Here is a 21,367-nt window from a genome sequence, read left to right as displayed (position 1 = left end):
AGCACACTTCCCTTACATCAACGCTCATTTCCTACTTTTATCCTCTCAACCAAGAAATCGACGGCGGCTTTTACTTTTGGTACTAGATAGCGCTGCTTTTGATACAGCAGATATACGGCCATATCAGCGTGCTGCGTGATTGCTAATGGATGCTCAAATTTAATCTCTTGCAATGCGCCTGACTTGAGATATGAGGATAGCGCCCATCGAGTGGACATCAAAATCCCTTCACCATTACAAGCCTTTTTGGCTAGCCATGGTCCATTGTTTGAAATTGCGACTGCTGGCCCTGAGACATCATGCCACTGATCGTCCACATAGCAGAGCCAAGGTGTTGGCCCGTTTGGGGCTTTGAAATACAGACCTTTATGTTCTTTCAACTCCATCACATGACTAGGTTCGCCATGCATCTCTAAATAACTGAGCGACGCAACCGGAATAAACCCATTGTCCATGAGCCTAATGGCAAGCACTCGCTCATTTGGTGCATAACCCCCGCGAATCGCAATATCGACATCGTCACGTCCCAATGCGGATAATTCATCACTGAGACTGACATCTAGCACAATCTCTGGATACAACTCACCAAACTCATCCAACAGTGGTAGCAGTATTTTTTCACCAAAGCCCACCATAGAGCTGATGCGTAAGCGCCCCATTGGCGTCGTTTGATAACTGCGGACTGTTTCTTTACTTTGCTCGATCTGATCCAATACTTGCTGCATATCGTCGTAATAGACCTGCCCTACTTCGGTCAATTTAACGATTCGGGTCGAGCGCTTTAACAGTGTCGCGCCCAAGCTCTTTTCTAAATCAGATACTCGTCTCGATAGTGAGGATGGCGGTACATTGAATGCACTTGCCGCCTTAGTAAAACTGCCCGTTTCTACGACTTTGCTGAAATACTTAATGGCACGTAATTGATCCAACTGACCTCTCCATTTAGATGAATGTTTAAGTATTTTCGCTTTATTATTGTCTTAAAAGCAATAGTGATTCACGTTATTCCTTATATATAACCACATTAAAACCAGTAATAATGTGTTTAACTTAGGGCGTGCTTGATATTCGACCATGGCACTGACAGAGACTATTTTTTAGACAGTTCGACGTTAAAAATAGTAAGTTTAGTCATTCTAAGCGTCTATGTTTTAACAATGAAGTGGCAAAAAATAGTCCTGTCTCCTTCTGTTTATATTGGAGCTGATGCTAAAACTGCCCCATACTGTGTTGTAAATCTAGCTAAGGCACGAGCATTACCATCGTTTTACGCCTTGTCTGGAACCGTTTTAGCAATCAGCAGTGCCTATTTGTGAATATCAAACACGCCCTAAACGTTGCAATGAAAACACGATTAAAAATAACTTTTACGTCAACAATGGAAGAATGACTTATGATTACTTTGCATGGCTTTGCTGCAAGCAACTATTACAACATCGTAAAACACGCTCTTTTATATAAGGGTATCCCGTTCCAAGAGGACCTTTTGTACGCTGGTAGTGATGATCTACTGACCGTCAGTCCAGTGGGTAAAGTACCTGCGATCACCATGCCTGACGGTTTTAATCTGTCAGAATCCAACGTGATTTGTGACTTTTTGGAAGAAACCTATCCAGAAAAGCCGCTATATCCTGCCGATGCAGCAGAACGCGCGTCTGTACGTCAGATTATGAAAATAGCAGAGCTATATTTTGAGCTACCAAGTCGTCGTCTGATTCCATATGTATTTTCTGGTACTCAAGCACCTAACGCAGTCAAAGAGGAAGTCCGTCAAGTATTGGGCCGCGGTATTATTGCCATGAATCGCTTATGTCAATTTTCGCCTTGGATTGCAGGCGAGCAATTCACCATGGCTGACATCTATGTGCATCACGTCAACACTATTGTCAACGCTTTTGGAGCGACTCAGCTTGAGTGGGATGTACTGGCAGAAGTGGACGGCATGAAAGAATGGAACAAAGCCATGAGTGAAACCGACATTGCAAAAAGCGTTCAGGCAGACAGTCAAGCAAACATGCCTGAATTTATGCAACACGTTAAAGCTCAAATCCAAGCCGCAAACGCTAAATAACATATGACAGTGTGGCCACTAAAAATGAGCCACATTAAGAAAATTACTAAAACTCGATAATCTAAAGAACGACCAATGCCGTAAAGGGATTGGTCTAAAAATCCAACTATTTGCAGGAGCAAATCTTATGACCGATAAAAATAAACAACTGGTTTCAACCATCAGTGATGACAACAAATTAACCCTGTCTTTAAAAGACATCGAGATGCCACAGCCCGGTGCTGACGAAGTTGTCGTTCGCATGGAAGCCATGCCATTGAACCCCTCTGATTTTGGTGTGATGTTCAGCGCCGCTGATATGTCAACCGCTGTACAATCAGGCACTGATGACAGCCCGATCATTACCGCTGATGTGCCTGCGAAATTCATGCCATCACTCAAAACGCGGGTAAATAAAGATACGCCAGTCGGTAACGAAGGCGCTGGTACAGTCGTCGCAGCAGGCTCATCAGAAGCCGCACAAGCACTCATGGGCAAAATGGTTGCGGTGATTGGTGGCGGTACATATCGTCAGTATCACTGTGTGAATGTGAAAAGCTGCATAGAGATGCAAGATGGCACGACTGCTACCGAGGCCGCATCGTCTTTTGTAAACCCGCTCACCTCACTGGCAATGGTCGAAACCATGCGCGCTGAAGGTCACAAAGCCATCGTACATGCAGCAGCCGCTTCTAGCCTTGGCCAAATGCTAAACCGTATCTGTATGGCAGACGGTGTTGATTTGGTGAATATCGTCCGTAAAGATTCGCAAGAAAAGCTATTGCGCGATATGGGCGCAAAGTATGTGGTGAACTCAAGCAGCGAGACGTTCCTTGCCGATTTGACCGCCGCGATTACTGAAACAGGCGCTACGATTTCTTTTGACCCTATCGGTGGCGGTAAGCTCACCAGCGATATTCTAAATTGTATGGAAGCAGCTATTACTCGTGACGTAGAAGAATACAGCGTCTATGGCTCAAATACCTTTAAACAAGCTTATATTTATGGCGCCTTAGACCGTGGTCCGATCACCTTAAACCGTAACTTTGGTTTTGCGTGGGGTGTGAATGGATTCTTATTGTTCAATGCACTTGGCAAACTTGGTAGTGAAACGGTTCAGTCCATGCGCAAACGCGTGGCAGAAGAAATCACCACCACCTTTGCGAGCAGCTATACGCATGAAGTGACCCTAGAAGAAGCGCTACAGTTAAAATCAATCGCCGCTTATGGCAAACAGGCGACTGGTGAGAAGTACTTGATCAAGCCTCAAGCTTAATAATGTCTAAAAAGCTGTTATAACTTAAGATATAGCAACTTTCTCATAGACTGATTTTTGATATAAAAAGCAGATACTGATAACGGTATCTGCTTTTTTTGTACTTAATTGTTATTGAACGATGTAAGTAAAAGGCGGTAACTTAGCCTTTTTAAATGCTGACTCTATGAACATTGTCTTTTCGAGTATTGCCTTTCTGTAGACTCCTTATCTGAAAATCAAAGCGTCCTTGTAGTTATATGACTTCTTTGTGATAATTAAAATCCAGACACGCTAACTTTTAAATAAAAATATTAGACATTTTAAACTATCTACTTTTTGAGAGATGACTATGAAAAATACAATGAAAATAATGATGGCCTCCACGCTTGTTATGAGTGCACTTGCGACTGGCTGCCAAACAACGACTAGTGTTACCAAGCCAGCCGTACAGCCAATCACAGTAGAGACGTTAGAGGCGAATAATTGGCGCCTTATAGATGCCAAGCTTAATAATGGAGACTTGGTTGAAGCGTTATTTTTTGATCCATCAAGACCATTAACGCTGGATTTTATGACTGTTGAAGGTCGCAATATGGTAAGCCTTATGAATACTTGCAACAATATGAGCGCAGGATACAGTGTGACGAATGGCGAGGTAGAACTGAGTGCAATCAGAAGTACTCGAATGGCCTGCCCTGAACACTTAGCACAGTTTGATAGTGCTGCTGCCACAACAGTACAAGGCAAATACAGCTTTGGTAAAAATAGCGATAACAACCCTGTGCTAGTCATTAAGAATGACAATCAAACGGCTCACTTCAAAGCCGTTCCTAAAACAAAAACACCTTAAGGACTGTTACGTAGCTCTATCTTAAATTTATGAATAATGCCTCACTATGAATCAGCGAGGCATTATTTGTATCAACAAACTGCTAGCCTCAGCATCAAAACAATAACAGTAACAGTAACAGTAACAAAAATCGCTCTAGGCAGTTTCATCGAGCATTAAAAATAAATATATAAATCAACCATAATAAGGATATGTCATGTCGTTTATTAAATTTTGCACTTTGGCACTCATTGCCACATCCTCTCTAACTGCGTGTAGCAGTCACAACCAAGCCAACTCGAATGCTAAAACGAGTATTAGCCAGATTGAAGACAGTAACTCATTCCTAAGCACCCTAAAACCAAGCAGCGCTGAAGCGATAATCGGTCAAGTAACAGGTATTACTTCGCAAGATAGAAATCAGCAAAAAGTCACTATCGTAGCCCAAGATGGAAAGTCCTATACCGCGTCTATTAGCAAAGCTAATTTTGGTCAGCAGAATGCTTATCAAATGCAAAAATTGGCGATGGGTGACTATATAGAAGTCGAAGGTGACATAGAAGTAACAGACGAGCAATCAAAGCCAGATGGTGAGCATCAGCTAACTGTACATGCCATGCCATATGTATTACGCAAAATCATTGTCGCTGACCATCAAGTAGACTGCGTAGGCGTTGCGCCACAATCCTGCCTTTTAACAAAGCCAGCTGACCAAGTCGATAGTCAAGTAGATTGGCAGTATCGATATAGTGGTATAGAGGGTTTTGATTATGAGACTGATTATGAATATACCTTGCTTATAAAAAACACAGCCGTTGCTAGACCACCTGCTGATGCATCGTCAGTGCAGAGCAAACTGATTCAAGTCATTGAAAAGAAAAGAACCTAGCCTTAGTATCTAAGGTATACCTCCTCTAAACAGACAAGCAACCACACGATTAATTGTTATCATTATTCAACCTGTGGTTGCATCTGACGCTTATTACGCCTAGTATTTCGCTCCTTAAAATAATTCTGTTTTTAACAATAGCACCTCTACAGGTTCGTCTACTCACAATAAAGAAGGATTCGTTATGCCAATAAATACAACCACAATTATTGATGGTGGCATGGGACGAGAACTGGCGAAGCGTGGTGCACCGTTTCGTCAACCTGAATGGTCAGCACTGGCAATGATAGAAGCGCCAGAGATCGTTCGTGATGTACACCGTGCCTATATCAAGAGCGGCGCGGCTGTCATTACGACAAACAGTTACGCGCTAGTACCCTTTCATATCGGCGAGGAGCGTTTTGTGGCGCAAGCACAAGATTTGGCAGCAGCGTCAGGTGAAATGGCACGTGCAGCAGTGACGCTGGAAGGCGCAGCAACCAAAGTAGCTGGCTCTATCCCGCCACTGTTTGGCTCCTACCGTGCAGATTTGTTTGATGCTGACCACGTAGAAGATATCGCCACCCCACTGATCAAAGGTCTAAGTCCGTATGTCGATTTTTGGCTCGCTGAGACTCAGAGTCTAATCGCCGAGTCTATCGCTGTTCGTGAGCTACTTAATACGCTAGATACGGACAATAAACCGCTATGGGTCGCTTTTACCTTAGAAGACAGTATGGATATCGATGTACCACGTCTGCGTTCAGGAGAAACCGTCGAGGAAGCCGTGGCAACGATGGCTGCTCTCGATGTCGAGGCAATACTCTTTAACTGCTGCCAACCTGATGTCATCGAACAAGCACTAGATGTCGCACAGACTGTCCTGCAAGCAAAACAAGCGCAGCATATCGAACTTGGCGCTTATGCCAATGCCTTTCCGCCGCAACCAAAAAATGCCGCGGCAAATGATACGCTTAATGAAGTACGTGATGATTTGACCCCGCCTGCCTATCTGCTCTGGGCACAAAAGTGGCAAGCACAGGGCGCTTCATTAATCGGTGGCTGCTGCGGTATTGGCCCTGAGCATATTCAGGAATTAAGCCAACATTTTACTGCTACTGCCTAGACATAGGCTGATCCGAACATAGAAAATGTAAGGTAATTAGATCGTTGAGTTCATCATGCTGACGACCATCGAATGTTATTTGATGGTCGTCATATTGCTGGTCATGGAGCTAGTGCTGTAAGCGTATCGAAAAATTCAGTAGCAGTTGCAGGCTTGAATGAAATCATCGACTAGCTTGTCATAAATATGCGTATTGTATTCTTAACAGCCTACCCCTCCTACCGCTAACCTGAAGCCTGTCTACCCGTTTGTATTAGTAGGACACCACTTAAAATCAGTACCAACGCTATAATTTCTAAGCTGGTGATATCCTCGCCAATTATCGCGCCAATGATGACAGCAACGACTGGAGCAATATAAGTAGCACCAGCAGCCCGCACTGAACCTAACGTCTCAATAATAAAATAATAAATCAAAAAAGCAGCGCCAGTACCCAAAGCACCCAGACCAAGTATTGTTCCCCACATTGCCCTAGTATCTGTCGACAGCTGGGTTATACCATCGAAATCGATGAGTATCGAAAGCGTTATGACAGCTAAACCCACTTGCCAAGTGGCTAACGCCAGTGGTGGCAATCTCAGAGGAGACAGATAACGCCGCGCATACACAAAAGACGCACCAACACTCAAAGACCCTGCCAACATCCACAAAACGCCAACGAGAGAGACACCAGTAGCGCCTTGCCATGGTCGCGCACTTAATGCGATACCAGCAAATCCTAGCGCAAGTCCAATCGCCATTTGCTTGGTCGGACGCTCATCAGGTAAGAACAGCGCCGCGCCCAAAAAGGTAAATATAGGGATTGAACCACTTAATAGACCTGCAATGCTACTGGGCAATAGCGCCGTACCTGCGACAAATCCATAATAATAAAAAGACGTTGCGAGCACTGACATCACTATAAAGTGTGGCAAATGCTGTAACTGCGCCCGAGTAATTACTTTGCTGTGCCAAGCAACTGCAACCAATGGCAAGAACCCAAATAGCAGGCGTAAAAATACGGTTTGTGAGGGGCTGATTAGAGCCGTCGCCCATTTCATAAAAATAAAATTCGACCCCCAGATGATACCAAGTAGTACCAGTGCAGCATATGCTCGAAACATAACATTGGCCTTAACAAATAGGTGAGCTGCTTTTTTCAAGCAGCTAGCGTCGACAGTGTTTTATTGCTTGTATTAACAGTCTTGTATCAATAGGCTTGTATTGATTGACTCGTTACACAGAGCGAATGACGCCACCATCAACCCGTATATTCTGACCAGTGATATATCCAGCAGCTTCGGATAATAAAAAAGCAATCGTTGAGGCGACCTCTTCAGAGGTGCCATAACGCCCCATCGGTACACTCTCACGTCGCTCATCGACTTCAGGCAAGCTATCAATCCAGCCAGGCAAGACATTATTGATACGCACACCTTTTGCTGCATAGTCATCTGAGAAAATCTTGGTAAAAGCGCCAAGGCTGGCACGAAAAGCCGTTGACGTAGGAAAAAGCGCAGTCGGCTGCGTTACCCAAGAGGTAGATATATTGACGATAGCACCGCTACCCTGTGCCACCATGATGGGCGTGACCAAACGAATTGCACGTACCGCACTAAGAAAGTAAACCTCTAGCCCTTTATGCCAATCCTCATCAGTGATGTCTAAAATAGGTGCGCGCGGGCCGTGACCAGCAGAGTTCACAAGCGCATCAATACGTCCCCACTGTTGCATCGCCGAATCAACCAAACGTTGTACATCTTCATTAATAAGGTTGGAGCCAGTAACACCAATGCCGCCCAGCTCCTTTGCTAAAGCCTCACCTTTCCCAGAGGAAGACAAAATAGCGACATGATAACCATCTGCTGCAAGTTTACGAGCAGCGGCAGCACCCATGCCTGACCCACCTGCTGTGATAAGCGCTACTTTTTTTGTCGTTATAATATTATTCATCTGTCTTTCTCCATTAGTTATCGTTTCATTTATCATAACCAATAAAATCAAATTCCTAACATCATAATAAAAGATGCTAGACTGTAGAAAATCTATAGTCTAGGAAAATAAAGTGACAAACAGTCATCGTACGTTGCCACCGCTCAATGCCTTACGCGCATTTGAGGCTGCTGGGCGTCATCTTAATTTTCGGGCGGCGGCGGATGAGCTGTTTGTGACACAAGGCGCGGTCGCTCAGCAGGTAAGAATGCTAGAGGAGCATATCGGCTTTCCTTTGTTTCAAAGACTACCAAGAGGCGTGGCGCTCACCAGCCAAGGTTCTGTTTACTTTGCAGAAGTTACTCGAGCTTTTAAGATTTTGGATAAAGCAACAGCTCAGCTACTCAGAGAACCTAAGACTGTCACTATCAGCGTGACGCCGACTTTTGCCACTAAGCTATTACTGCCGCGCTTATCTGCTTTGACTGCTGCGGTCCCTGATGTCGAGTTGCGTACTGTAGCGACCGAGTCCGTTGCAGATTTTGACCGTGATCAGGTAGATATCGCGGTACGCCTGACACGCCCACCATTCCCTGCGGCATTTGATACTCAGTTACTGTTTAAACAAACGCTTGTAGCCGTGGCCAGCCCTCACTTAATGGCCAATAGAGAACTGCCCATATCACTTGAAGTGCTACAAGAGATGCCATTGCTCCATGACTCACATCATCATTGGCCACGATTTTTTGGTACCACAGATAAGCTAGCTGGCGCTGTATTTAATCAAACCGCTTTGGCTTTAGATGCAGCGCTAGCGGGTCAAGGTGTTGCGATTGCTTGTCAGGATTTTGTACAAGCGGATTTGAATGCAGGAAGATTGGTTCAGGTAAGTGAGTCAACGCTAACAGTCGATCTAGATTATTATCTCGTTCGCAAAAAGAGTTCGTCATCAACACCGACTGTCGACGCTGTCTGGAACTGGTGTATCACTCATTTAGCACTGGCTTGATTTAGTCAGGGATAGCTAAGCATTAAGCTAAACGTCAATATAAATAATCTAATCTCAAACTTATTAACGTAATTAGCTTCTGAGGCTAACTACGATTTTAGTCGTGCTTTTCTATCCCACTACAGCCGTTCTTCAGCATAACGATGCAGACCTTCCTACTTTCTTATCCTCATTTTTCTTCCTTGTTTTTCCGTTTACTAACTACCCTAACTCAAAAATAAAAATAGTTACCTACCCCCTTCTCAATCAAAAAACGCCCTATTTTTACGCGATTAAAATACTAAATTTTTATGTCACATTACGTACAACTTACACAGTTAATTTATCATAAACAATTATCGGCTAAATCATTACTTAATTTTGTATTAGTATGCATTGGTATTCAATAAAAGATTGAAGATACAAGTACTTACATTGTCTATAAGCCATTCTTTTTATATAAATTTCACTTGTTGTACCTGCTTAAGGACCAGACATGACTGCTAACACACAAGAAGCTTTGACTAGCGCAGCACTCAGTTTTCAATTAATGACGCGAGCTGAGCCTCCAGAGTTGGTTATTGCCACGATAAAGTCGTTATTAGCAGTAAAAGAAGCACGCGATGAGATTTTGATTATCGATAATAATAATAAAGAGACGTCGTTATATGAGCCGTTGGCAGCATTTTGCCAAAGCTTAAACGCTGAGCTGAATGTCCATTTTTATCATATTGATCGTGTCGAAGGATTCAAAGCGGGTGCTTTAAACTTGGCACTTGGGTTGATGAGTCCAGACTGTAGTCACATTGTGGTGGTCGATAGTGATTACCAAGCATTACCACATGCTAGAGCCTCTATTACGCGGGCTATCGCTCAATATCCTGAACATACCCTACTGCAGTTTCCGCAGTTTTATCGTAATGAAGGACAGCTAGATACGCATAGCGAGTTGAATCACTATTTTAATCATCATCTGTATCGCTCTTTTAATCGCAATCGCACCTTATCAACGGGTACTTACGCAGTCATTCGACGCTCAGATCTTTTGAGTATAGGAGGCTGGTCAGGCGCCTCTATCACTGAAGATGCTCAGATGGGCGTGCTTATGCATCGACAAGGTTTTCGCAGTCAGTTTGTGCCAGAAGTTATTGCCACAGGCTTACTACCTAACACGCTAGATGACCTGATATGTCAACGCCGACGCTGGATCTACGGCAATATGCAAGTGCTCACGGATTACTTGTCAGTCCCGACCAACTCTACGGTTCAGTATGTCTCGCAACCCAAAAGTATGAGTGAACGTCTAGCCTATATACGCGCTCATCTGTCTCAATTAAGTGCTTGGGTAAATTTCACAGGGTTCTTTATTCTTTTACATATCTGCTCATTACTGGTGATGGTTGATATGCTTTTAATAAATAACGCTGACGTGTCGATGCTTGCACCTTTATATCTGGTTTATGCAGGCTACACATTTTTTATCCTTAGAAGGTTGTGGGCTTACTACCGTGATCAATCGCCTCTCAATCAACAAATAGATGACAACCATCAGCCACGTTTTGGCAGAAAGATACGAGCATGGTTGATGCACTTAAACTTTTGGGAGATTGGCGCCTTGTCATGGCTGCCGGTACTGTGGGGACGAGAGAAACCTTTTGTCTGTACGCCAAAACAAAACTATATCCAAAGTCGTCAGTCATTATTCCTTAAGAATATAGCAGCGTTACCAAAACTGCTGTTGGTGCTAAATATCATTACAGCCCTAGTCGTAGCACCGTTTTCACCGCTCTACTCACCAGTACTATTTATCTGTGCAGCGGCAGTTTGTATTCTCAAATTAAGCGCAGCTAAGGTCGCAATGGACAATTTCTCTGCTCCTAGAGCAGACATACCAAGTATGAGTAAGGTTCTGAGACAGACTTTAAAGGTAGCCCATGAAAAGAAGACGACTATCACGACATCTTATGCGACGTCTTTATTTAAAGATAAAAAAACCATCGATTCATAAAAATCAGTACTTATAAAACTAGTACTTATAAAGATAGCGGTTTATATAAGCCAATTTTGAAACAAGGTCATTCTATTGTCTTTTATCGTTTCTATACTAGGTTCCCTATACACCACTCTACCAACCAAAATGCTTATAGCCATGATGCTTATAACTATAAAGGTCTTAAAAACATGATTAGGTCTTCGAATTCACCGCTACGTATTGCCATTATCGCGCATTCACTGTATCCCATCGCCCAGCCATATGCGGGTGGTCTAGAAATGATTACCCAATTGATTTGTGATGAGCTAGTGGCGCAAGGTCATGAGGTATTGCTTTACGCTCATAAAGATAGCGAGACGAAAGCAACGTTGGTGCCATTATTGACTCGTCATGAGTTTAATAAGATGGTTTATGATAATGAGCATGAAACGGTCGCCATGGGCCGTGAAGAGATGTACCAATATCTCACCTATCAGATAGCCCTACGAGATATTATCGAACGTGATGAGCGCGGTGAGATTGATATCGTACATAACCACAGTCTGCATCATATTCCGATGATGACAGGCCAAGCGTTTGGCAAAAGGTTTTTTACCACTTTCCATACGCCTATTTTTCCGCAGTTACGTTTAGCGCTTTTAACACTGCGCTCTGGTACAACCACTCAATTTACAGCGATTAGTAAGCACCAACAGCAGTTATTCGCTGAGTTTGTCCCTTCACAAGTGGTGTATAACGGCATCGATGTCGAATCCTTTATTGCCAATACAGAATCGCTTGGCAATACTAATGGTAGCGATGACGAGGTATATTTTTGGTATGGACGTATTTGCCCTGAAAAAGGCACTCATTTAGCCATGCGGTACTGCATGGAAGCTGGAAAAAAACTTATCATTGCAGGACCTAAAAGCAACGAAGACTACTTCAATCAAAAAGTAGCCCCTTTATTATTTAAAGACAGTAAGAGTGGCGAAGACAAACTATTCAGTTACGTAGGTCATGTCACCAAGGACGAGATTAACAATTACTTGTGCCAAGCAACTGCCATGCTATTTACCAGTACTTGGGACGAGCCATATGGATTGACCTTAGCTGAGAGTTTGGCATGTGGCACACCAGTCATTGGTTTCGATGCAGGAGCCAGTGCCGAAATTATTACTCCAGAGACAGGAGTCATCGTACCTAAAAAAGACAAAGCCGCCTTCATCAATGGCTTTGCTACGATTAAAAATATATCACGCCAAGCTTGCCGTGACCGTGCTTTACAGTTTTGTTCAGTGTCAGCCATGGTAGACGGCTATCTGGAACTGTACCGAGCAGCGTTAAAAAATAGAACTGCGTTAATAGAAGACAGTTCAGAAAGTTATATCAACAGTATCAACAGCTATGAGCTGTCTGATTTAACAAAAGACTCTCTGCAGCTTTTCAATCAGGCCATTCAAGCGCCAGTTGAAACTGATAATAATCTTGTTAGCTTTTCTGAGGGGTCGTAATGATGCGTATCGGATATTATGCTCATCATCATGGCTCAGGACATTGCCGACAGGCAGATAAACTGGCTGCATTGCTGCCTAATGATGCAAGAGCGCAATTAACGGTATTTACGAGTTTAGATATAGATAGCTATCGTTTTACTGCTATTGATGAACAACAAATCGTACGTTTGAATGCGGAAGATGAACGCCCCGATGATATCTTAGCAGGTCGTGCAGGAGAATATTGGCAACCAGCCAGCTTACACTACTCGCCCGTAGGCAATGGTGACATTCAAGAACGCAGTCACCAAATACTAGACACTATCTTTCAACGTAAGATCGATCTGATGATTATCGATGTCAGCGTCGAGGTGGCGATGCTCTGCCGTGCGGCAAGTATTCCTTACCTTTACGTTAGGCTTCCGGGCATTCGCGATGATGCGCCACATTTGGGTGCTTTCGCTGGCGCGCTTGCCTTACTAGCGCCTTATCCTAAAGCGTTAGAGTCTGCCCACACATCTGAGTGGATCTGCGATAAAACGCTCTATCTTGACTTTATCTACTCTCAAAAAACCGAGTCATACACTTATGAGAGCTTTATAGATATTTTGGAAAAATTAAGCGTAGGTGGCGAAACTTCTGATCTTAAATCTACAAACCTACCATCTATCAAGGCTCAATTAACATACAATTCCGGAGCTACAACACCTATTATCACCGTCATTAAAGGCTACGGTGGACATAAAGCGATTGACGAAAAATTACCAGATTTACGCTCACTGCTACCCGATGCATTAATTGTCTCTCTCGGGCCTATAGACGATGACAAACGGTGTTATGTCGATATCTCAGCTGAGGTAGATGACGTCATACCATTTATTTGTCATAGCGATTATTTGATGATGGCCTGTGGCCTAAACGCTGTTGCGCAAGCGTATCATTACGATACGCCGCTCATAGTAGTGCCTGATGACAGGCCACATAATGAACAAGCCGTCATGGCCGAAGCGTTAGTCACTCAAAACAAAGCGCTAAATTGGCAGCAGTTTAAAACCTTAATGAGCGTCAATGATGGTCAATCTGAATCTATTGCCCAAACCATTCATGGCCGAAGCAAACCACACCTCACTACCTCGGTCGATAGCATTGAAAAGAATAACTTTGAGGAAGATAGCGGCGAGGAAACCAGCGCAACTACGCTAACAGCTGCTCAAGCGTTTATGCATAGCACCACTGATTATCCTACCACTAAGCGTTGGTTTGAAAACTGGCTGCTTCCTCGACTCAACTTAACATCCGAATCAACAATTAAAGACTGACTTATTAAAAACAAAAGGCAACCTGATAGCGAGGTAAAGACAAGCGATGACCATTCAGCCAACTAGTAACGCTAGCACGACTTCTAATACTGTATCGATGACCGTCATTACGACTTGCTATGGTCGTAATCGTCATCTCTACAACCTACTCAGTAGTCTAGAAAACAGTAGTGTAAAGCCAGCCGAAATCATTATCGTCAACGACGACGCTGACCCCAATCAGTTAGCTGAATTTTCATTAAATATCGTGAAATTACCGACTACGGTTAAATCAGCTGTGAATAACGGTGATGATATTAAAACTACAGAGTTTGATATCGGACATAATCGCAATCTTGGAGCGTTGCAGGCAACTCACGATATGCTGATTTTTTTGGATGTTGATTGTATCGTAGCGCCTACGTTTATTGAGCAAATGTATAAGAAGCTTCTGCAATATCCTAATGCGCTTTTGATGGGTCAACCACGCTATCTAACGCGACCTTTATCAGTAGAAGAAAATGCACAATTAAAAATCAATCATCTGCCTTTCTCTATTTTAGATAAGCTGTCTGTCTATAACCCTTATCGTTATAATTTTGATGAAGCTGATTCATATCCTACTGAAACAGAGCAAACCGCTATCAAACAGACTGATGATTACGGTGCATTTTGGAGCCTGTGCTTCGCTATCAAGCGACAGACTTTTGATAAAATTGGCGGTTTCGACACCCAATATACAGGTTATGGCGCAGAGGATACCGATTTTGCTTTTACAGCACGCCAATTAGATATTGATTTTTACCTCACTGCTGATATCGCTTATCATCAGCAGCATAGTGTCTACCGGCCACCTCTTAATCATTTAAACAGTATCATTGTTAATGCTAATTGCTTCTATCAAAAATGGCACTGTTGGCCCATGACAGGATGGCTGTCCCAATTTTCCGATATGGATCTGATTGATTGGACAGAAGAACAGTCATCATTGATAGCCGTCCGACGAGAGCCTAACGATAACGAGATAAAGCGCGCTCATTGTCCAAACGCTCCTTATGTTTAACTATTTCTAGCTAACGAAAACTTAGTTAATCAATATTCTAGTATCGATGAATAGTCACTCCTGTAGGTGGTCGACTCATTTCCTGACGTTCAAAAACCCAGTTATGCCCATGCCAAAAATGAGCAGTTTTATCATTGTCATTGAAACCGATCATTACTATCTCTAACGGTAGTTTCGTGTTTTGAATATGGTGTAAATATGCTCGAGCTGCCAGCATCAGCCGATATAACAGAAAACCTGATGAAGGTGCTGACGAATGAATATCGGTAAAGTATGGATAGTCAGTAACGACTTTGTGATGCTCTGACAGTACACTGTGATGAATGGTGCTTGATAATAATTTTTTCATGTTCGAAGGGATGTCTAAGATGCGCTGAGTAGTGACAGGATCGTCATTAGGGCTTGGTTCATCAGCTAATGTTGGAAACTGATAAGGCTGGTTGCTCGTCAATATCCCTAGAGAGGCGGTCTCTGCCATTTGCTCCATCACTGATATATGATTGCTTCTAGGCGGTAGGCCAAAATGCAACTTACTGTCACCAATCTGACGAAAAAACAACAGCTTAGGTAGTGAATTAGCTAACTGATGGCTAGCAAAAAAACCAGCGTGAATAAAGTGATTAAATAACACTAAGACATCATTGGGCTGTAATAGCATCTCAAGCTGCGCCGTGGTCACGGCAGGATTATTTGCAATCAGAACAACTCGCTTAGCTTGCTCTAGTGCAGTCTGTATAACAACTGGTAGTGTTAAGAAAGCAGATTGCGCTGTGCTTATATTATCAAATGTATATTTGCTATTCTCTGACAGCGCGATACTCTGTTTAAGTGTTGGTTTTTTTGTATTGAACTCTTTATTAGACATAGCAACCTTAGTTAATGTAAATTTTTGATTGCTACTTTAGCATTATTAGCGATTTTTATAGAAAAAGCTTTACCTCTATTATACTCGGATAAAGCCTTATCTTAATAAAAGTCTGCCACTTCTTACTTATTCAACTCAAAAATCATATTTTGCCATTATTTCAATTTTCTGACCTACCAGAATGAGATAGTCGCAACATTTCATAGTAGATAAGTACTATTCGTTGGCACTTCTTCTAAATCATATAGAAAACCTTTCTATATCACTGATACTCTAATTGAGTCATTCCTAGATGACGATTCTTTTATTTAGTAGATGATATATCATCAGCTATCTATCTCAGCTCATTGCCGTAACAACATCTTCCATTTATCTCACAATTAATCAGTAAGGAAACATAGGTTGATCTTCAGTAAGTATCATCTCTAGAGTGTTGCTAGTCTTCCGACCCTTAGCAAAAAGCTCCTAAGATTGTATTAATGGTTCAGTATCGGCTAGAAAAAGTCACCTTTCTTTAACTTTCATAAAAGTACGTAACGCTATAACTCGCTATTATCTACTTATTCAATAGAACGACGTTCAATTCAGATACCTTCAACCATTAAATAAACACGCTTACTTATAATTAGCCTAAAAGGACCTTACTATGAAAAACTTCAACATGAAAAAAATCGCTATCAGCTCACTATTGGCTGTATCTACTTGTTTTGCTATGATCGGTCCAGCGAATGCGGCCCAACAAGTTGTCGTGGTCAAAGACAAACATCAAACAAAACAAGCGGTCGTCGTTAAAGCAAAGCCCAAAGCGAAACAAGTGGTCGTGGTTAAAGCAAAACCTAAGGCCAAGCAAGTTGTCGTAGCGAAAGCGAAACCTAAAGCCAAAAAAGTAATCGTCGTTAAAGATAAACATCCAGCACAAAAAGTGGTCGTTGTAAAATCAAGATAGACCAAGCAAGACCGATACCGTATACAGCTTATATAGAACCCGCTATATTAAGCAGGGAACACCACTACCTCATCGCCTTCCTGCCATGGCTGAAACTTAGTCATGGCTTGTACAAATAACGGGTGTTCCAACCAGTGTTGTAGCCACAGCTGTAGCTTGGGATAAGGCAATTCATAAAAGACATCACGATCTACATGGGCAAATTGGCGAACGAACGGCATGATACCGATGTCAGCAACCGTCACGCTATTGCCTAGTAGATAGGTATTCTTAGTCAATAACGCTTCTAAATCCTGCAGAAAAATTTCACCTTTTTGTCGATATTCTATTTGAGTCATCTCAGGGTGACGATCGGCATATTTGTAGCGATCGAGCCACTGCTTAAACTCATTGTCGTTTTGTGCTATCAGTGCATTAGCCTCAGATGAAACCTTTTCATCCAGTAGTCCCTGAGGATCGTTTTGCTCAAGCGCCCACATCATAATCTCTGCACTCTCTTCAATGACTGATCCATCTGAAAGCTGTAACACAGGAACCGTGCCTTTTGGACTAATCGCTAGCATCTGATCTGGCTTATTCTTTAACGTGATTTCTCGTAGCTCTACTGGTAACTCGGCGAATATTAGACCGAGACGAGCGCGCATAGCATAAGGACAGCGACGAAAAGAGTACAAGCGAGGCAACGAGGTGTTCATAGATTCCTCCATAGTTGAATAGGAATTAAGCAATAGGTAAAAAGCAAACGAAGAAAAATTAGCAGACGCAAACCTACTGACATCGATAGTTATTAAGGCGCTGTTGAATAGGTGACAGACTTATAATTGGCCATAGTTTCTACCAACGACTGTGGCAAATAGGCATTTTTCAGGTGCGCGTGCGAATAATGCTGCTCAATCCACGATTGATAGTTATAGACAGTTAGCGTACCACAATATAATAAATATAAAACCTGTACACCGATGCTACGCGACAGCCCCATCACGCAATGAAAATTGATAAGTGTGATGAAGCTATCCTTTACCTGATTACCTTCTACCTGACTACCCTCTACCCAACTCTCATTATTAGCAGTTATCGCTTGTGTCTCTGCCGATTGTATCAACGCATCAATTTGTTGAAATAGATCAATGTAGTCTTGGAGCAATACATCATTTAATGGCTGCAAATCCAACAAAGGTAAATACAAGTAATGAACTGTCGTACTCACGCTGCTATTAGCAGCTATTTTAAGATTATGAGCGTGGCTAGATATCTCAGCAGCCAAATCAACAACAATAATTTGATAGCGAACTGTAGGCCGATTGCTTTCTGGCGAACTCGGCAATTCTAATGAGCTGGAGCCAAATAACCAATACGTTAAATAACTACTTAGATCCGTCTGCATCAAGCGAGCTGAAGCAACAACTTTGACCTTGTCATTAATAGCATACGGCGTGAGTGGATACTTTTGACTTTTGGAGAAAACTTTAAAATACCACTGCCCTAAAAGTGACATGCCATTGTAAATAATAATGATTGGCGCAAACTTCATCCAAGTATATACCGTGAGTCGACCGCTACTGGATTTTTGAAACCAGCGTGTATCCCGCATTTGCTTGACCTGTTGATAGGCACAAGCCAACATCGTAAAACTAATCAGCCAATATGCAGCAATGATGATAGCTAAAGTTTCTATAGACTCAGACGCTATCATACTCATATTAGCAAAGTAAAACCCTGCTATCGCTATCAATAAGAATCCTATTACTCCTAGTGTCAGATGCTTGATTACCAGTGCATTACGGATTCGATTTGAGAGTATCAGCACCAACACTGCCAACACTGCTCCGCCGAACATATCTAGCAAATGGTGTTGATACGTCAACACTGTCGACAGGGCAATCAATGTACATATGCCAGTCAGCAATAATCGATAAGCCGCTAAAATCCATCTCTTTTTAGACGCTACAACATCCCATAATGATACGCCAAGCAACATGGCATAACTGACATGCAATGATGGGAGCTGATTGAATGGCTTGTCCACCAATTGCAAAAACTGATAGCCAAATTGCGTCCAATCGTCAGGTATCGAACGATTGTATGAGAAACGAGCAGGATAAAAACAGAAAATTAAACAGGCAAAAATGGTCGTCAAAATTAAGCGGTAGGTCAATAGAGATAATTGCGTGGACGTCCGCACTAAGAAAAAACTAGCCACAAATAAAATCAATGACCAGCTATAAGGAACAATCATAGCGGGAATGAAAGGAACCATGCTGTCAAATGGCGTGGCAAGATTATGAATTTGCGATGGGTAGAGTGTATATAAAGATACGCTATAGGCAGTCATCAAATTATAAAGCAAATAAAATATCGATAACGCAAGACCTAGGTGTTTGAATCTAGTTAAATTTGATGGAGTTTGCAACACCTAGTACCTCGTTTGGCTATTGAATAAACATTTCAAAAAACTTTGGCAATATAATCATAGTTAAAGTTGTCATAATAGCAACTTATTGTTGGCTAAAAACTGCTCAAACCCATTGGAAATACAGTGATTTTGAACTTATACTTGACTATTTTCTGGACTTAGAAGGATTTGAGAAATGCAGTTTTTGAAGATGATAAGTCAGCAGTTAAGTCGATTTACGGCATTGGTTATTATTTTAGCGGCCGCAGTGACATTTATAGAGCCTGCGACTTTTTCTTGGGTGACAGGTGATACCCAAGTCATCGTTCTGGGTGTCATTATGCTCGCAATGGGTATGACATTAGGTAAAGAGGACTATAAGGTATTAGCCCAGCGCCCGCTTGATATTTTTATCGGTTCAATTATCCAATATACCATTATGCCGATTTTAGCGATTAGCGTGGCTAGATTGTTTGATTTATCGCCTGGGCTGACACTGGGTCTAGTATTGGTTGGTACTTGTCCTGGTGGTGTATCTTCAAACATTATGAGCTACCTTGCCAAAGGTGATGTGGCATTTTCGGTAGGTATGACCACCGTATCAACCATCATTGCACCGTTAGTGACGCCACTTTGGCTCAATTATTTGGTTGGTCAATCTGTAGAAATGGATGGCTGGGGTATGTTCCGCTTTATGCTATTAGTGACATTGTTGCCAGTCGCTATCGGCTCTATGTTAAACATTCTATTTCAAAACAAACACTGGTTTAATGATGTACGTGCAGTGATGCCAGGCGTGGCCGTATTAGCCTTTGCCGCTATCGTCGGTGGTGTTGCCGCTGTATTTGGCGATCAGTTCTTGCAGTCAGGGCTAGTCGTTATCTTGGCCATTGCGGTACACAATATCGTCGGCTATATATTGGGTTACTACTCAGGCGCCTTATTTGGTATGAGTAAACCCAAAAAACGCACCATATCTATCGAGGTTGGCGTACAAAATGCAGGTCTGGCCACGGGCTTAAGTACGAAGTTTTTCCCTGGCAATGCAGAGTCCGCCATCGCTGCCGCCGTCGCTTGTATTTGGCACTCTGTTTCTGGCTCTATATTGGCCAATATCTTCGCTTGGTGGGATAAGCGTCAGGAAGCGAAAAATCCTACCGTCATCGAGACTGAAGAGACCATGGAGCTTGGTAAACCAATCAGAAATCATTAGTACTAATAAAGATAATACTAAGCTAGGTAATACTTAACTAGCTAATAAAGTTAAAACGCTATGAGTTAAAATACTATGCTAGATTATTGTTTCTAGCATAGTATTTTCTAACAAAGCACCTTCTAACTAATACAGAGTCTTTCAACATAGTGTTTTTTAACATAGAGTCTTTTAACATGGTGGCTTCTAATATAGCGCTCTCCAGCATAGTATTTTTAGAACAGCACTGTCGACAATTTGCATGAACTACTAGCCTCTCTTCTAGGTTCTCACTTAACGTAGTCTACCGTAACTCATTTCCAAAACGTTTACGCACCTGACGCAAGTATAGAGCTGGCGCAATACGCCACAGTAAACTGCCAAAGCGTGAGATAGGGTCCGGCAATATCCAACGTTTGCGCCGCTGCAAACCTTGATTGATCTGTTCGGCCATCCACTCAGCACTACGCATATTACCGATCATTGACCGTGGATGCTTTGCGATACTGCCATCACGGCCGAGCGCGTGGTTCTCGATAGGTGTATCAAGAAAGCTGGGATAGACCATAAGGATATGTATACCTTCAGATTCTAGTTCCAAGCGCAATACTTCAAAGAACTGTGTCAGCGCACCTTTTGCCGCACAATACGCTGCTCGTCCAGGAACTGGCATCCAGCCAGCCATTGAGCCGATACATATAATTTGACCTTTGGACTCTCTTAGCATCGGTAGCGCAGCCATAGTCAGCTCCACTGCCCCCTGCCAATCTACCGCCATTACTTTGCGAAACACCGCAGGATCAGTCTGATGTGCTGGTGATCGATGGGTAATCCCAGCATTATTCACCAATAGATCAAGACGGCCAAAGCGCTCGCTAACTTGCTCAATAAGCGCAGCAATATCATTAACTTGAGTGATATCAGTGACGACTGTCATGACTCTAGCAGAGTCCTCTAACTCACGAGCGCGGGCGATCAGCGCTTGCTCATCTATATCAGCGAGTACTAAGTGATGTCCAGCAGCATACCAGTGCTGTGCCATTGCCCAACCAAGTCCTGATGCAGCACCAGTGATTAAAGTAATATTTATTGATGACATTGGTGGCATTGATG

19 protein-coding genes are annotated in these 21,367 nt (G+C 42.7%); 12 read left to right on the top strand and 7 right to left on the bottom strand.

The genetic code is table 11. The annotated features are described in order from the left end of the window. Nucleotides 1-17: 17 nt before the first annotated feature. Complete coding sequence (locus B2863_RS11005) at nucleotides 18-929, bottom strand: LysR family transcriptional regulator (RefSeq protein ID WP_296210456.1); 912 nt, start codon at nucleotides 927-929, stop codon at nucleotides 18-20. 464 nt (nucleotides 930-1,393) lie between these two features. Between B2863_RS11005 and B2863_RS11000 the strand changes: the two genes are divergently transcribed. The 5 genes from B2863_RS11000 (at nucleotide 1,394) to B2863_RS10980 (ending at nucleotide 6,131) form a co-directional block, all read left to right on the top strand. Then, nucleotides 1,394-2,071, top strand: a complete 678-nt coding sequence (locus B2863_RS11000) for a glutathione S-transferase family protein (RefSeq protein ID WP_296210454.1) — start codon at nucleotides 1,394-1,396, stop codon at nucleotides 2,069-2,071. Between the two features lie 127 nt (nucleotides 2,072-2,198). Beyond that, nucleotides 2,199-3,326 (top strand): zinc-binding dehydrogenase, encoded by a 1,128-nt coding sequence (locus B2863_RS10995; RefSeq protein ID WP_296210452.1) that lies wholly within the window; start codon nucleotides 2,199-2,201, stop codon nucleotides 3,324-3,326. 331 nt (nucleotides 3,327-3,657) lie between these two features. Next, nucleotides 3,658-4,158, top strand: coding sequence for an META domain-containing protein (locus tag B2863_RS10990; RefSeq protein WP_296210449.1), 501 nt, complete (start codon nucleotides 3,658-3,660; stop codon nucleotides 4,156-4,158). Nucleotides 4,159-4,354: 196 nt separating this feature from the next. Next, the gene (locus B2863_RS10985; protein WP_296210447.1) at nucleotides 4,355-5,026 is read left to right on the top strand and encodes a DUF4377 domain-containing protein; all 672 of its coding nucleotides are present in this window, start codon (nucleotides 4,355-4,357) and stop codon (nucleotides 5,024-5,026) included. 184 nt (nucleotides 5,027-5,210) lie between these two features. Continuing rightward, nucleotides 5,211-6,131: a homocysteine S-methyltransferase family protein gene (locus B2863_RS10980; protein WP_296210445.1), complete on the top strand. Its 921-nt coding sequence runs from the start codon at nucleotides 5,211-5,213 to the stop codon at nucleotides 6,129-6,131. A gap of 224 nt (nucleotides 6,132-6,355) precedes the next feature. On the opposite strand, the gene B2863_RS10975 is transcribed toward B2863_RS10980, so the two are convergent. Further along, complete coding sequence (locus tag B2863_RS10975; RefSeq protein ID WP_296210443.1) at nucleotides 6,356-7,234, bottom strand: DMT family transporter; 879 nt, start codon at nucleotides 7,232-7,234, stop codon at nucleotides 6,356-6,358. 112 nt (nucleotides 7,235-7,346) lie between these two features. Continuing rightward, nucleotides 7,347-8,063 (bottom strand): SDR family oxidoreductase, encoded by a 717-nt coding sequence (locus tag B2863_RS10970; protein WP_296210441.1) that lies wholly within the window; start codon nucleotides 8,061-8,063, stop codon nucleotides 7,347-7,349. A gap of 112 nt (nucleotides 8,064-8,175) precedes the next feature. On the opposite strand from B2863_RS10970, the gene B2863_RS10965 reads away from it, so the two are divergent. From B2863_RS10965 to B2863_RS10945, 5 genes are all read left to right on the top strand, one after another. Next, nucleotides 8,176-9,051, top strand: coding sequence for a LysR substrate-binding domain-containing protein (locus B2863_RS10965; RefSeq protein ID WP_296210439.1), 876 nt, complete (start codon nucleotides 8,176-8,178; stop codon nucleotides 9,049-9,051). A gap of 475 nt (nucleotides 9,052-9,526) precedes the next feature. After that, the gene (locus B2863_RS10960; protein WP_296210436.1) at nucleotides 9,527-11,038 is read left to right on the top strand and encodes a glycosyltransferase family 2 protein; all 1,512 of its coding nucleotides are present in this window, start codon (nucleotides 9,527-9,529) and stop codon (nucleotides 11,036-11,038) included. 173 nt (nucleotides 11,039-11,211) lie between these two features. Then, on the top strand, nucleotides 11,212-12,516 hold the full coding sequence (locus tag B2863_RS10955) for a glycosyltransferase (protein WP_296210434.1): 1,305 nt from the start codon (nucleotides 11,212-11,214) through the stop codon (nucleotides 12,514-12,516). Beyond that, entirely contained in the window at nucleotides 12,516-13,817 is a 1,302-nt protein-coding gene (locus tag B2863_RS10950) for a hypothetical protein (protein ID WP_296210432.1), read from the top strand. Before B2863_RS10955 ends, B2863_RS10950 begins: the two co-directional genes overlap by 1 nt. 46 nt (nucleotides 13,818-13,863) lie before the next feature. After that, nucleotides 13,864-14,859, top strand: a complete 996-nt coding sequence (locus B2863_RS10945; protein WP_296210429.1) for a glycosyltransferase family 2 protein — start codon at nucleotides 13,864-13,866, stop codon at nucleotides 14,857-14,859. 37 nt (nucleotides 14,860-14,896) lie between these two features. Here B2863_RS10945 and B2863_RS10940 read toward each other — a convergent pair whose 3' ends face one another. Continuing rightward, nucleotides 14,897-15,724, bottom strand: a complete 828-nt coding sequence (locus tag B2863_RS10940; protein WP_296210426.1) for a hypothetical protein — start codon at nucleotides 15,722-15,724, stop codon at nucleotides 14,897-14,899. Between the two features lie 646 nt (nucleotides 15,725-16,370). On the opposite strand from B2863_RS10940, the gene B2863_RS10935 reads away from it, so the two are divergent. Next, a complete protein-coding gene (locus B2863_RS10935; protein ID WP_057759939.1) occupies nucleotides 16,371-16,670 on the top strand; it encodes a hypothetical protein in 300 nt (99 codons plus the stop codon). Nucleotides 16,671-16,717: 47 nt separating this feature from the next. Here the strand turns inward: B2863_RS10935 and B2863_RS10930 are convergent, their stop codons facing one another. Further along, nucleotides 16,718-17,365: a glutathione S-transferase gene (locus B2863_RS10930; RefSeq protein ID WP_296210423.1), complete on the bottom strand. Its 648-nt coding sequence runs from the start codon at nucleotides 17,363-17,365 to the stop codon at nucleotides 16,718-16,720. 92 nt (nucleotides 17,366-17,457) lie between these two features. Beyond that, on the bottom strand, nucleotides 17,458-19,002 hold the full coding sequence (locus B2863_RS10925; RefSeq protein WP_296210421.1) for a phosphatase PAP2 family protein: 1,545 nt from the start codon (nucleotides 19,000-19,002) through the stop codon (nucleotides 17,458-17,460). A gap of 256 nt (nucleotides 19,003-19,258) precedes the next feature. On the opposite strand from B2863_RS10925, the gene B2863_RS10920 reads away from it, so the two are divergent. Continuing rightward, nucleotides 19,259-20,275 carry a bile acid:sodium symporter family protein gene (locus tag B2863_RS10920; protein WP_296210418.1) on the top strand — a complete coding sequence of 339 codons (1,017 nt, stop codon included), beginning with the start codon at nucleotides 19,259-19,261 and terminating at the stop codon, nucleotides 20,273-20,275. Nucleotides 20,276-20,558: 283 nt separating this feature from the next. Here B2863_RS10920 and B2863_RS10915 read toward each other — a convergent pair whose 3' ends face one another. Beyond that, entirely contained in the window at nucleotides 20,559-21,362 is an 804-nt protein-coding gene (locus B2863_RS10915; RefSeq protein WP_296210416.1) for an SDR family oxidoreductase, read from the bottom strand. Nucleotides 21,363-21,367 lie beyond the last annotated feature (5 nt).

It is taken from the genome of Psychrobacter sp. UBA3480 (assembly GCF_002377945.1).
Lineage (GTDB): Bacteria > Pseudomonadota > Gammaproteobacteria > Pseudomonadales > Moraxellaceae > Psychrobacter.
The sequence above is the reverse complement of the archived record's forward strand: the minus strand, read 5'-3'. Positions and strand labels throughout refer to the sequence as shown.

Coding starts and splice junctions, on each gene's coding strand:
- B2863_RS11000 (WP_296210454.1), top strand. CDS start 1,394: ATGATTACTTTGCATGGCTTTGCTGCAAGCAACTATTACAACATCGTA.
- B2863_RS10995 (WP_296210452.1), top strand. CDS start 2,199: ATGACCGATAAAAATAAACAACTGGTTTCAACCATCAGTGATGACAAC.
- B2863_RS10990 (WP_296210449.1), top strand. CDS start 3,658: ATGAAAAATACAATGAAAATAATGATGGCCTCCACGCTTGTTATGAGT.
- B2863_RS10985 (WP_296210447.1), top strand. CDS start 4,355: ATGTCGTTTATTAAATTTTGCACTTTGGCACTCATTGCCACATCCTCT.
- B2863_RS10980 (WP_296210445.1), top strand. CDS start 5,211: ATGCCAATAAATACAACCACAATTATTGATGGTGGCATGGGACGAGAA.
- B2863_RS10975 (WP_296210443.1), bottom strand. CDS start 7,234: ATGTTTCGAGCATATGCTGCACTGGTACTACTTGGTATCATCTGGGGG.
- B2863_RS10970 (WP_296210441.1), bottom strand. CDS start 8,063: ATGAATAATATTATAACGACAAAAAAAGTAGCGCTTATCACAGCAGGT.
- B2863_RS10960 (WP_296210436.1), top strand. CDS start 9,527: ATGACTGCTAACACACAAGAAGCTTTGACTAGCGCAGCACTCAGTTTT.
- B2863_RS10955 (WP_296210434.1), top strand. CDS start 11,212: ATGATTAGGTCTTCGAATTCACCGCTACGTATTGCCATTATCGCGCAT.
- B2863_RS10950 (WP_296210432.1), top strand. CDS start 12,516: ATGATGCGTATCGGATATTATGCTCATCATCATGGCTCAGGACATTGC.
- B2863_RS10945 (WP_296210429.1), top strand. CDS start 13,864: ATGACCATTCAGCCAACTAGTAACGCTAGCACGACTTCTAATACTGTA.
- B2863_RS10940 (WP_296210426.1), bottom strand. CDS start 15,724: ATGTCTAATAAAGAGTTCAATACAAAAAAACCAACACTTAAACAGAGT.
- B2863_RS10935 (WP_057759939.1), top strand. CDS start 16,371: ATGAAAAACTTCAACATGAAAAAAATCGCTATCAGCTCACTATTGGCT.
- B2863_RS10930 (WP_296210423.1), bottom strand. CDS start 17,365: ATGAACACCTCGTTGCCTCGCTTGTACTCTTTTCGTCGCTGTCCTTAT.
- B2863_RS10925 (WP_296210421.1), bottom strand. CDS start 19,002: ATGACTGCCTATAGCGTATCTTTATATACACTCTACCCATCGCAAATT.
- B2863_RS10920 (WP_296210418.1), top strand. CDS start 19,259: ATGCAGTTTTTGAAGATGATAAGTCAGCAGTTAAGTCGATTTACGGCA.
- B2863_RS10915 (WP_296210416.1), bottom strand. CDS start 21,362: ATGCCACCAATGTCATCAATAAATATTACTTTAATCACTGGTGCTGCA.